At 63.6% G+C, this 12,706-nt stretch carries 8 protein-coding genes; 3 read left to right on the forward strand and 5 right to left on the reverse strand.

What is annotated here, in order from left to right; genetic code table 11:
* Positions 1 to 29 precede the first annotated feature (29 nt).
* Together JQ624_RS11145 and JQ624_RS11150 are read right to left on the reverse strand one after the other, a co-directional pair.
* The gene (locus tag JQ624_RS11145; RefSeq protein ID WP_212418923.1) at positions 30 to 2,228 is read right to left on the reverse strand and encodes an amylo-alpha-1,6-glucosidase; all 2,199 of its coding nucleotides are present in this window, start codon (positions 2,226 to 2,228) and stop codon (positions 30 to 32) included.
* Between the two features lie 66 nt (positions 2,229 to 2,294).
* Positions 2,295 to 4,058 (reverse strand): ABC transporter ATP-binding protein, encoded by a 1,764-nt coding sequence (locus JQ624_RS11150; protein ID WP_212418924.1) that lies wholly within the window; start codon positions 4,056 to 4,058, stop codon positions 2,295 to 2,297.
* 303 nt (positions 4,059 to 4,361) lie between these two features.
* Between JQ624_RS11150 and JQ624_RS11155 the strand changes: the two genes are divergently transcribed.
* Complete coding sequence (locus JQ624_RS11155) at positions 4,362 to 5,432, forward strand: glycosyltransferase family 4 protein (protein WP_212418925.1); 1,071 nt, start codon at positions 4,362 to 4,364, stop codon at positions 5,430 to 5,432.
* Between the two features lie 95 nt (positions 5,433 to 5,527).
* Here the strand turns inward: JQ624_RS11155 and JQ624_RS11160 are convergent, their stop codons facing one another.
* From JQ624_RS11160 to JQ624_RS11170, 3 genes are read right to left on the reverse strand one after another with little or no spacing between them, the layout of a single operon-like run.
* Complete coding sequence (locus tag JQ624_RS11160) at positions 5,528 to 7,474, reverse strand: alkyl/aryl-sulfatase (protein WP_212418926.1); 1,947 nt, start codon at positions 7,472 to 7,474, stop codon at positions 5,528 to 5,530.
* 42 nt (positions 7,475 to 7,516) lie between these two features.
* The gene (locus JQ624_RS11165; protein ID WP_212418927.1) at positions 7,517 to 9,337 is read right to left on the reverse strand and encodes an NAD(P)/FAD-dependent oxidoreductase; all 1,821 of its coding nucleotides are present in this window, start codon (positions 9,335 to 9,337) and stop codon (positions 7,517 to 7,519) included.
* Between the two features lie 50 nt (positions 9,338 to 9,387).
* Positions 9,388 to 10,629: an acyl-CoA dehydrogenase family protein gene (locus JQ624_RS11170; protein WP_212418928.1), complete on the reverse strand. Its 1,242-nt coding sequence runs from the start codon at positions 10,627 to 10,629 to the stop codon at positions 9,388 to 9,390.
* 102 nt (positions 10,630 to 10,731) lie between these two features.
* On the opposite strand from JQ624_RS11170, the gene JQ624_RS11175 reads away from it, so the two are divergent.
* Complete coding sequence (locus JQ624_RS11175) at positions 10,732 to 11,547, forward strand: IclR family transcriptional regulator (RefSeq protein WP_212418929.1); 816 nt, start codon at positions 10,732 to 10,734, stop codon at positions 11,545 to 11,547.
* 59 nt (positions 11,548 to 11,606) lie between these two features.
* Positions 11,607 to 12,593 (forward strand): tripartite tricarboxylate transporter substrate binding protein, encoded by a 987-nt coding sequence (locus JQ624_RS11180; protein WP_212418930.1) that lies wholly within the window; start codon positions 11,607 to 11,609, stop codon positions 12,591 to 12,593.
* Positions 12,594 to 12,706 lie beyond the last annotated feature (113 nt).

The raw sequence follows: 12,706 nt of genomic DNA on the forward strand, positions 1-12,706 counted from the left end.
CTTTTGGATACAAGAGCCGCGCATGGCTCCTAATGCGTCAATACGATCGACACCTGAATCTGGCCTTGCGTTCGCACGACCTCGAGCGACACTTCATCGCCGTGACGGCGAACCCTCAAGTCGACGCTGGAAGGCCCGAGCCGCAGATCGCGCAACAGCACTTCGTTGAGAAAGTCCGGCAGGTGTGGATCGCGAAGCCTGATCTCGCCGCGCGCGGCATCGAACTCGAGACCGAGCGCCGCTTCCAGCAGGGTGAACGGCGTCGCGCTGGCCCAGGCCTGCGGCGCGCAGGCGACGGGGTAGAGCACCGGTCCGCGCCGCCTTTCGCGCCGGAATCCGCAAAACAATTCCGGCAGCCGCCGCAGGTCCATGTAGCTCGCGGCATCGAACAGGCCCTTGAACAAATGCGCCACCGAATGCTTCAGGCCGTAGCGCGAGAAGCCGAGCGCGATCAGCGCATTGTCGTGCGGCCAGATCGATCCATCGTGATAGGACATCGGGTTGTAACGGGCTTCGCCGCGCGCAACGGTGCGGATGCCCCATCCCGAAAAGAATTTGTGGCTCATCAGATCGGCCGCGACCCGCCGCGCACGATCGGTCCGGACGATGCCGGTGAAGAGAAGCTGGCCGGCATTCGACGTTCGCACCTTGCACGGCCGCTTGGCGCCGTCGAGCGCCAGCGCGTAGGTGCCGAGCTCCTCGCACCAGAACGCCTCCTCGAAGCGATCGGCAAGGAGCAGGGCCGCGGATTCGAGCTGTGCCGCCTTATCGATCAATCCGAGGCGCCGGGCACAGCGCGCCGCCAGCCGCTTGCCGGCAAAGACATATCCCTGAACCTCCGCCAGCGCGATATAGCCTTCGGCGAGTTGTCCATCGGCGTGAAAGATCGCATCGAAGGAATCCTTCCAGCCCTGGTTGGCAAGCCCCTGCTCGGTCGCGCGCTGGTATTCGACGAAGCCGTCCTTGTCGGGATCGCCGGGCCCGTCGATCCATTGCAACGCCGCCTCGATCGCCGGCCACAGCTCGGCCAGCGTGGCATCGTCGCCGGTGCGCTCGACATAAAGGCCGGCCAGCAGAACGAACAGCGACGTCGAATCGACGCTGCCGTAATACTGCGCGAACGGCACCTCGCGCAGCGCCGCCATCTCGCCGCCGCGCATCTCGTGCAGGATCTTGCCAGGCTCGGCGTCGGCGAGCGGATCTGTGGTCTTGGCCTGGAAGAAGGCGAGCCGCCGCAGCACGCCCTGGGCAATGCGCGGATCGATCCAAAGCATTTGCAGCGCGGTGATCAAGCCGTCGCGGCCGAACGTGGTCGAATACCAGGGAATGCCGGCATAGGGGTATCGCCCCTGCGGCGTTTCGGTCATCAGCATGTTGAGGTCGGCCATCGCCTGGCACAGCACCTCATTGAAGATATCGTTCGATGTCTCGATGCTGGCCGCGCCTGATGTCGAGCGCCGCATCTCGCGACGGTGTGCCAACAGGCCGCGGAAGAACGGCACCGGCTTCTGCATGATCGGCTTGTTGCAGGATACCGCGACGAACAATGCGATCACTTCCTTCGGCGCCAGCTCGAAATGATAGGTCGCCGAATGGGTGGCGAGGCGTGTCGGCCGCGGCTCGAAATGCAGGGCGGTAATGCGGACCCGACCGTCAAGCCCGCTATATTCCAGCACGACATCGGCGGGGCCGAGCAACCGGCTGGAGCCCACTCCCCGGCGCGGCCGGCGCTCGCCGCGCACCTCGAACAAGTCGGCGAAATCATTGTCGAACAGCAGCGTCAGGTCGAAGCTCGCCGGCCGGTCGCCGTGATTTTGCAGGGCGATACGCTGGTAGGCCGTGCCGCGCCACAGGAAAATCGAGCGCACGATGTGCAGCGTGTCCTTTTGCAGCGCCAGCCTGCCGTTGCGGTACACGTCGGAATTGGTGAGGTCGACGGTCAGCGCAGAATTGTCGTCGCGCAGATTGGAGCCGAGCAACAACGGCTGGACTTCGTCGAGCACCATCTCCAGCCGGGCGAGATAACGCGTATCGGCGTTGAACAGGCCATCGGGTCCGCCGGCAGAGGCGCCGATATCACCGTGGCTGTCCAGCACGATAAAGGTATCGTCGTGCTTGAGCGAGCGGCGCGGCCGCGTCGCCGGGCCGGTCATCGGGATGTAGAACGGCGATTCCGCGACCTGCTCGGCAGCCTCAATGGTGATGAGTTGAGTGACTTCGGCCGTCATTTGGACCTCAAGCGATTTTCCTGCGTTGCGATGGACGCATCGTGACGCAAACGCTACTGCCGCCGATCAGGCCGCATGGCTGGCGAGGCGGCCAATTTCGCGCGCGACTAATTCGCGGTAAGGGCCCCTTCCCTGCACGAGAATATCCGGCGGTCCGTCTTCGATGATCCGCCCGCCCTGCAACACCACTACGCGGTCGAAATTGCGCAAGGTGGCGAGACGGTGGGCGATGGCAATCACGGTGCGTCCGCGCATCAGCCGTGACAGCGCCTCGCGGATCGCCTCCTCCGATTCGCTGTCGAGCGCAGCCGTGGCTTCATCCAGCAACAGGATCGGCGCGTCCTTCAGGAAGGCGCGCGCGACGGCGATGCGCTGCCGCTGTCCGCCGGAGACCTTGATACCGCGATCGCCGACCATGGTCGACATGCCATCGGGGAGATTCTCGATGAAATCGCAACGCGCCGCGATCGCCGCGCGCAGTACCTCGTCATCGGTCGCGTTCGGCCGTCCGTAGCGGATGTTTTCCATGATCGAGCGGTGGAACAGCGAGATATCCTGCGGCACCACCGAGATCGCCTCGCGGAGGCTTTGCTGCGTCACCCGCGAAATGTCCTGGCCGTCGATCGTGACGCTGCCGCGCTGGATGTCGTAGAACCGCTGCAACAACGCGAACAGGCTGGATTTTCCGCCGCCGGAATGCCCGACCAGTCCGACCCGTTGTCCCGGCTGAATGCGCAAGGAGAATTTCTCGAACACCTGAGCGCCGCCGGGATAGTGGAACGCCACGTTGTTGAAGGCGACGGCGGCGCCGCTGCGGATCAGCGGCTCGGCCTCGGGGTGATCCTTCAACTCGTGCGGCAGCAACAGGGTCGCGATCGCTTCGGTCAGGCGGGCGACGTGCTGGGTCACGTCAACCAGCGCCACCGCAAGGTCGCGTGTCGCGCTCAGGATCGAAAGCCCGAGCGTGCAGACCAGCACGACGTCACCGGTGGTCGCCGCGCCCTGCTGCCAGAGCGTGATGACCCACGCCAGCAGCGCGATCGTCAGCAGGATTGTCACGACGGCGTGAAGCAGCCGCAGCTTCTCGAGATAGCGCAGGCTGCGTCCACGGGCGTCGAGTTCCCGCTCGACGGTGGCGTCGAAGCGGTCATGTTCGTAGCTGAGGCCGCAGAAGGCGCGGACCAGCGGCAGGTTGCTGATGACGTCGACCATCTCGCCATCTACCGCAGCCGCCTTGTCGGCGAAATCGTCATGCAGCGGCTTGCCGGCCGCGGCGAGGCGGAACATCGCCATCAACATGATACCCGCGATGACAATCAGCCCCGCGGACATCGCCAGACTGACGGTTCCGATCAGGAGTATCGCCGAAACGGTCGCGATGCATGGCGGCAACACGTTCCAGACAAACATGTTTTCAACGGTGAACACCGCATTGGATGTCGCGGTGATACGGCTGGTCAGCATGCCCGGCAGCCGGTCGGAGAAATAGCTGGGGGCGTGACCGGTCAGATGGCGGAACATGTCGCGGCGGAGATCGCCGGTGACGCCGACGAAGGTGAAGCTCGCCGTCCAGCTTGCAACCCGCCACAAGAGATTATCTGCCGCGATCAGCGCCATGAGAAAACCGAATGCCAGCCATACGCTGCTCGCGTGCGACGAACCGGCCGTCAGGCTGTCGACCAGATTCTTCACGCCGTATTGCGTGCCCACCGAGCAGGCAACCGCTGCAGCGACGGCAGACACGATGACCACATGGGCCGCGCGACGCCGGCGCAGATAGCGCAGCACAAATGGAAACGGCCGTCGCACATACCCTGAAAGATTGTCCATGAGTTCCGCAAACCTGTTGAGAGTGAAGGAGATTCCCTAACGCGTTTCGCACACGACGACGTGAAGAATGCCGCTTCGGGTTTCCGCGCGCGTGGCCATCACTGCGCAACAATTCTGCAGCATCGAGACGGCTGTAAATCTGTTTGTGTCAGATGGCATCAGCAAGACAGCCGTGTGGAGGAAGCAAGATGTGCTGACTAAGGGAACTTCGCAGATGCGGGAACGTTCCCGCTAATGACACGCCGGTGTCGATCGTGGGCTGAGGGCTTTGTTCAACCACCATTCCAAACAGGAGACGCAAATATGCGCATCGCGCAGGTCGCCCCGCTGACGGAGGCTGTCCCCCCCAAATTGTACGGCGGCACCGAGCGGGTGGTGCACTGGCTGACCGAGGAACTTGTGGCATTGGGGCACGATGTCACGCTGTTTGCCAGCGGCGATTCACGCACCTCGGCGAAACTCGACGCAACGTGGCCGAAAGCGCTGCGCCTCGACGGCTCGGTGCGGGATCCCAATGCGCTGCATATGGTGATGCTGGAGCGCGTGCGGCAGAAATGCGACGATGAAGAGTTCGATTTTCTGCACTTTCATCTCGATTACTATCCATTCTCGCTGTTCTACCGGCAGCCGACGCCGTTCCTGACCACCCTGCACGGCAGACTCGACCTGCCGGAGCATCAGCCGGTATTCAACACCTTCTCCAAGGTTCCGGTGATCTCGATCTCCAACGCGCAGCGTCGGCCGGTGCCGCAGGCCAACTGGGTGCGCACTATTCACCATGGCTTGCCGGAGAATTTGCTGACGCCGCAGCCGGTGCAGCCGTCCTATCTGGCGGTGCTCGGGCGGATCGCGCCGGAAAAGGGCGTGGATCGCGCCATCAGGATTGCCACAAGATGCGGCATTCCGCTCAAGATCGCGGCCAAGGTCGACCGCGCCGACCAGGACTATTACGACGAGTTGATCTCACCGCTCATCAAGGCCAATCCGCTGGTCGAATATATCGGCGAGATCAGCGACCGCGAGAAATCCGACTTTCTCAGCGGCGCGATCGGCCTGTTGGTCCCGATCGACTGGCCGGAGCCGTTCGGCCTCGTGATGATCGAAGCCATGGCCTGCGGCACGCCCGTGATCGCCTATAACCGCGGATCGGTCCCGGAGATCATCGACCCCGGTCTCACCGGCTTCGTCGTGGAAGACGAGACCAGCGCCGTTGCGGTGGTCGACCGTCTTGTCGCGCTGGACCGCGCCGCCATCCGCAGGCAGTTCGAGCTCCGCTTCACCGCGCGCCGCATGGCGCTCGATTATCTCGCTGCCTATCGCGGCCTGATGGAGGAAGCGGAGCCGCGGATCAAGCTGGTCAGCAGCGCGGAGTAGACTGCCGCAACCGTCATTGCGAGGAGCGAAGCGACGAAGCAATCCATCTCACGGCGAGCGGAGAGATGGATTGCTTCGCTTCGCTCGCAATGACGTTAAGAGACCGCCGTCCGCTTCGGCTCGACGATCTCGAACATTCGCGGAAACTCGTCCATCAGCATCATCAACTCGCCGAGCCGCACCGGATTGCCGCTGACCCTGATCTTGCCGGAGCCGACCGCTTCCTGGAATGTCGTCAGCTTGGCGATCACTTCATCGAGTACGCCGCGCGGCAGCGTGAAGCTGGCGTCGGCATCGGCGGCCTGCGCGCCAGCCGTGTAGGTCAGCGCGGAATTTTCCAGATTGAGGACGAACGTCTCGCCGGTGTCGGTGAAATTCCAGTTCAGTACGATACGCTTGCCTTCGGCCTTGGGGCCGTTGAGGCGCACACCGAGCACGTCCCATAGCTGTTCGGTGCGCAGCGCGGCCAGCGTTTCGCGCGGCATCGCGGCGCGGGCCGGCACCTTTGGCATGCCCTGTCGCAATTCCTGCGCGCCGAACAGATAGGCGTTGCGCCAGGTCGAGCTCTCCGAGGCATAGCCAAGCTGCTCGAACGTATCGGCGAGCATCGCGCGCGCCGCCTGATTGTCGGGCTCGGCGAACACCAGATGGCTCACGGCTTGCGCGACGAAGCGAAATTCGCCCTTGGCGAAATCCTTGGCCGCGCGCGCCAAGATCACATTCGCGCCACCCATATACTCGACGTATTTCCTGCCTGATTCCACCGGCGGCAGCGGATCGAGATTGACCGGATTGGCGTCGTACCAGCCGAGATATTTCTGGTAGATCGCCTTCACATTGTGCCTGATATGGCCGTAATAGCCGCGGCCGTGCCAGGCACCCTCCAGACTCGCCGGCAGGCGGATAGTTTCCGCGATTTCGGTTGCGGTGAGCCCGTGGTTCATCAGGCGGATGGTCTGATCATGCGCGAATTTATAGAGGTCGCGTTGCTGGCGGATCATGGTGTCGATCCGCTCCTGCCCCCACACCGGCCAGTGATGCTGGCCGCACATGGTGTCCGCCTTGCCGCCCCACATCTGCAGGGCTTCGCCGAGATATTTTGACCACGCCAGCGCGTCGCGCACGTCGGCGCCGCGGAACGGCAGCAGATTGTGGAAATTATGCGTGCAGTTCTCCGCGAGGTTCAAAAGCCTGTAGCGCGGGATGAAGAAATGCATCTCCGCCGGCGCTTCGCTCTTCGGCGCCATCTGGAATTCGAATTCCACGCCGTCGATGGTTCGCTTGTCGCCGGTTGCGATGATCAGGTCGGTCGGACGCAGCAGCGCGACTGCGCCAGCCGCCATGGTCTTGCCAAGCCCGCAATCGACCTGCCCGCGTACGCCCTTCGCCAGCAGCGGCCCGAACTGGTACATCGCGCGGCGCAGCATCGCGGGGCCGGCGATGATGTTTTCGGAGACCGCGTGCTCCATGAACAGATTGGGCGCGATGATCGGCACCTTGCCGCCGGCGAGCGCCTCGTCATCGAGCACGCCGCGCGCGCCGCCCCAATGGTCGGTATGGGTATGGGTGAAGATCACGGCGCTGACCTGCCGCTTGCCGCGATGCTGGAAGTAAAGCTCCATCGCGGCCCGCGCGCCCTCGATCGAGGTCAGCGTATCCACCACGATCACGCCGCTGTCGCCCTCGATCAGGGTCATGTTGGCGATGTCGAGCCCGCGCACCTGGTAGACGCCGGGCACCACCTCGAACAGGCCGTGATGCATGTTGAGCCGCGATTGCCGCCACAGGCTGGGGTCAACCGTTGGCGGGGCCTGTTCCGCGGAGAGGAAGCCGTAGGGCTCGAGACTCCAGACCACTCTGCCCTGCGGCGACGTGATCCTGGCGTTCTCCACGGTGCCGAGAAAGCCCCGCACGGCGTCGTCGAAGTCTCTGACGTCGGAGAACGGCAGCGCCTTCAGCGTTGCCGCATGCTGCGCGATGACGGAGGCGGAAGCCTCCTTCGGGGATTCCTTAAGGGTTTCCGTCGTGGCTGGTTGGCTCATTGTTGTATACTCCCTTGCGCAAACAAAAAAATCGGAAAGGCGTCAGCGAAACTGCAGCCCCTCGAACTGGCCGCTGTTGCGCCAGCCATCGATATATTTGAAGTAGGCCATCGGTCCCGCCGGATGGCCGACATTGAGCTTGGCCGCCGGCCCCGGCTCGCGCCCTTCATTGTTGTAGTAGCCCGGCGTGCAGTCCGGCGAGCCGATCATGCGGCCGGCGCCGGTCAGCAGCAGCTCGACCCAGCGGTCCTCGGCCTCTTTTGTCACTTCGATTTCCTTGAAGCCGTTGGCCTGCGCATGCCGGACCATCAACGCGATGGTCTTCGCAGACTCGGTCAGGTTATGCGGCACGTTGGAGATGAGATTGGCACCCTGCGTCGGCTGCACGAAGAATGCGTTCGGAAAGCCGTGGACGTGGATGCCATGCTTGGTGCGCATGCCCGACGCCCAATGGTCCGACAGCTTGACGCCGCCACGGCCGGTCAGGTCGAAGCCGGCGCGCCGCTTGTATTCGGTGCCGACCTCGAATCCCGAGGCGTAGATGATGCAGTCGAGCGGGTATTCAGTCCCTGCGACCACGACGCCGTTCTCGGTGATGCGCTCGACACCCTTGCCGTCGGTATCGACCAGATGCGTGCCCGGCGTGTTGAAGGCCTGCAGATACGCGTCATGAAAGCATGGCCGCTTGCAGAGCTGGCGATACCAGGCTTTCAGCTTCGCGGCCGTCTCGCGATCGTTGACTATCGCATCGACCCGGGCGCGGATTTCCTCCATCTTCTCGAAATCGGAATCCTCGAACGCCGCCAGCATGTTTGGCGGCGTTCGCTGCTCGCGCGGCAGATCCATGATCCTGGCGCGAATCCGCCGCGACAGATCGGTCCAGCCGTCCTGCACCAGATCTTCTTCCGCGGAGCCGCCGGCCTGGTTCGCGGTAAAATTCTCCAGCCAGCGCTTCTGCCAGCCGGGCTTGGCGATCCCCGCAAACCATTCCGGATCGATCGGCGCATTCGCTCTGATGTCGACGGACGACGGCGTGCGCTGGAAGACGTAGAGCTCCCTGCAGGCGCGCGCGAGATGCGGCACGCATTGCACGGAAGTGGCGCCGGTGCCGATAATGCCGACGCGCTTGTCCGCCAGTTTTCCCATCAGCGCGCCCGACGGGCTACCGCCGGTGTAATCGTAATCCCAACGGCTGGTGTGGAACGAGTGCCCCTTGAACGATTCGATGCCTTCGATGCCGGGAAGTTTTGGCACGTGCAGCGGCCCGGTGCCCATGCCGACGAACTGCGCGGTGAAGGCGTCGCCGCGGTTGGTGCGGATGGTCCAGCGCGATTGCGTTTCATCCCAATCGAGGCTTACGACCTCGGTGTGGAATAGCGCGTTCTCATAGAGGCCGTATTGCTTGCCGATGCGCTGGCAGTGCGCGAGGATTTCCGGCGCGTGTGCATATTTTTCCGACGGCATGTGGCCGGTTTCTTCGAGCAGCGGCATGTAAACCATCGACGCCGTATCGCATTGCGCGCCCGGATACCTGTTCCAGTACCAGGTGCCGCCGAAGTCGCCGCCCTTCTCGATGATGCGGACATCCCCGATGCGGGCCTCCGACAGGCGCGCGGCGGTGGCTAGCCCGGCAAAGCCGCCGCCGATAAAGGCAAAGGTGACGTGGTCGGTCTTTGGCTCGCGCTCCGTGCGCGGCGTATAGGGATCGTCGAGATAATGCGCGAGCTGCCCAGCGACACGGAGATACTGGTCGTTGCCGTCAGGGCGGAGCCGCTTGTTGCGCTCCTCGAGATATTTCTGGCGCAGCCGCTCCTTGTCGATCGCGGCGTTCTGCAAGCCCTGAGGTTGGTCGGTCATCGTCATCCAATGGCGCCTTTAAAGAATTCGGAATAAGTATCTGTCATTGCCACCGCTCAGGATGAATGTGCGGACAGGTATGGCGAGTCTGCAATCGACCATGACGGCATCGGCTCCATGCGAAAGATCTGCCGCAGATGGACTTCATCGGGGCCGTCGCCGATGCGCAGCAGGCGCCCCCAGGCCAGCGCCTGATGGATCGGCGTGTCGTCGGAGCCGCCCATCGCGCCGAACACCTGCATGGCGCGGTCGGCGACCCGCTGCAGCATGGCAGGCACTGCAACCTTGATCAGCGAGACGTCGCGCCAGGCGTCCTGATGACCGGCCTGATCGAGCCGCCACGCGCAGCGATAGGCGAGTAGCCGCGCCTGTTCGAGCTCGACGCGGGATTCGGCGATCCAGCGCTGCACAGTGTCGTACTGGATCACGGCGCGTCCGAAGGCGGAACGCTCGGATGAGCGCACCATCATCAGTTCGATCAAAAGCTCGCAGAGCCCGATCGATCGCATGCAATGATGAATGCGCGCCGGCCCGAGCCTGATTTGCGCGACTTTAAAACCTTCGCCCTCGGCGCCGAGCAGGTTCGCTCGGGGCACGCGAACGTTATCGAAGGTAAGCTCGCCGATCGGGGCGACGTGATCCTCGCATCCCATCCAGCGCAGCCGCCGCACCAGGCGGACGCCCGGCGTCTCCATCGGCACGATGATGCAGGAATGGCGGCTGGTGCGGTCGGCACCGGAATCGGTCACGCCCATCACGATCAGGAAACTGCATCGCGGATGCGCCGCGCCGGTGATGAACCATTTGCGCCCGTTGATGACGTAGTCATCGCCGTCGCGGACCATGCGGGTGGCGATGTTGGTGGCATCGGACGAAGCCACGTCGGGTTCGGTCATGCCGAACGCCGAGCGGGTTTTGGCCTCCAGCAGCGGCTGCAGCCAGCGCGCCTTCTGTTCAGAAGTGGCGCAATTCTGCAGCGCGATCATGTTGGGTACATCAGGCGCCTGGCAGTTGAAGACCTCAGGCGCCCAGAACAGCCGGCCCATGATTTCCGCCAGCGGCGCATATTCGAGATTGGAAAGCCGGGTGCCGGGCTCATCGTCGGACAGTTCGGGAAGGCCGAGATTCCACAGCCCTGCTGCCCGCGCCTTGTGTTGAAGGTCGCCCATGAAGGGGGCGGCCTCGCCCCTGGCGACGTGCGCAAGCCAGGCGCGGTGGCGCGGCAGAACTTCGTGGTCGAAGAAGGTCTGCAGCTTCTCCAGCCATGCTTCCGATCGACCGGAAAGATCGAAATCCATGTCGCCTCCCGCTTTTGACCGGAACCTAAGCGTATATCGACACGATTTGCAAATTCATTTCGATATATTGACAGAGATCCGGATTTTGACCAACCTTTGACCATGGCAGCCCTCTCCACCGTCGATCCCTCCACCCGGCCCCGAACGCCGGAAGACCACGCCGATCCTGCCTTCGCGACCACGCTGGCGCATGGGCTCGACGTGCTGGCGGCGTTCCGCAACCGCAGCGGCTCGCTGTCGAACGCCGACCTCGCGCTGCATACCGGCTTGTCGCGGCCGACGGTGTCGCGGCTGACCTACACGCTGGCGCAACTCGGCTATCTCAAGCGCGATGCCAAGGGACGCTTCCAGCTCGGGCTCGGCATTCTCGCGGCCGCCTATCCGGTGCTGTCGGCGCTGAAGGTGCGGCAACTCGCGCGCCCGCTGATGCGCGATTTCGCCGCCTACACCGGCGGCACGGTTTCGATTGCGATGCCGTTCGGCCTCGACTTCATCTATGTCGAGACGCTGCGCACCACCGACGCCGTGACGCATTTGCCGGATGTGGGCTTTGCCAGTTCGCTGGCACCGACCGCCGTCGGCCGCGCGCTGCTCTCGCTGTTCACCAAAGAAGAGCTCGACGCCTATGTGGCTGGCGTGAAGGCCGAACGTCCGGAAGAGGCCGACTATGTGCAGGCGCGGACGCTGCCGGATGTCGAGCTTTGCAAGGAGCGTGGCTTTGCGATTTCGCTCGGCGAATGGCGGCGCGAGATTTTTGGCGTCGCCGCGCCGCTGTACCGCACAGCCTCGGGCGACTGCCTTTCGGTCAATTGCGGCATTCCCTCGTTTCGTTTCAACGCCGAACAGATCGAGCGCGAGTGCGCGCCGCGCATGCTGGGCCTGGCGCGCAGCATCCGCTCGCTGGTGGCGAACGACTGAATTCCCCGATAGAGGGGCAAAGGCGCATCGCTCGACCGGTGCGCACACATATGGGAAGAATGAGCCGGATCAAAACCGTGCCGGGCTTCGCCGTGGGTTTTGCTTTGGGCGCGGCCATGCTGCTTGCCAATGCCGCACAGGCGCAGAGCAATTACCCGAACCGCCCGATCCGCATCATCGTGCCCTACCCCGCCGGCGGCATCGTCGACATCGTCGCGCGCGCCGTGACCGAACAGGTCGGTCGCGACTGGAAACAGACTGTCGTCATCGAAGCAAGGCCGGGTGGCAACAGCAACATCGGCACCGCCGCGGTGGCGCGCAGCGAACCCGACGGTTACACTTGGCTGGTCACCGGCCCGGCGGCGCTGGTCAACCCGACTCTCTACAAGGACGCCGGCTGGGACCCGCTGAAAGACCTCAGATGCGTCAGCCTCGCGGTCTGGAATCAAAGCGTGGCGCTGGTTCACCCCTCGATGCCGGCCAGCACCATCAAGGAATTCGTCGAGATCGCGCGCAAGAAGCCGGGCGAACTCAATTTCGGCAACCCCGGAACCGGTTCCTCCATCGACCTGAGCGCACAGAAACTGTTTCAGGCCGCCAACATCAAGCTCACCAATGTCGGCTACAAGGGCCAGCCGCAGGCCCTGATCGACCTGATGACGAACCTGATGCATCTCGAGATCGTCTCGCTCGAACTGGCATTGCCGCACATCAAGGCGGGCAGCGTGAAGCCGCTAGCCGTGATGACCGACAAGCGTGTCGCCGACCTGCCCGACGTGCCGACGATTGCGGAAGCCGGATTTCCGGAAGCCACCTACGTGCCCTGGTATGGCATCTACGTTCAGGCGGGCACGCCCGATGCCATCGTCACGAAAATCAACGATGGCATCAACAAGGCGCTGCAGAATCCCGACGTGCAGCGCCAGCTATCGGTCGCCAATATCCCGGGCAAGCCGATGCCGCTCGAGGACCTCGCCACGCTGATGAAGGCGGACCACGAGAAGCTGACGAAGGTGATCGCGACCTCGGGCACGGCGCTGCAGTGACGCTCAACGACCGAGCGCCTCCACCGTCATTGCGAGGAGCGAAGCGATGAAGCAATCCACGTCTCAACGCGGGGATAGATGGATTGCTTCGCTTCGCTCGCAATGACGCCGGG

Source organism: Bradyrhizobium sp. AUGA SZCCT0283 (assembly GCF_018130385.1).
Taxonomy (GTDB): domain Bacteria; phylum Pseudomonadota; class Alphaproteobacteria; order Rhizobiales; family Xanthobacteraceae; genus Bradyrhizobium.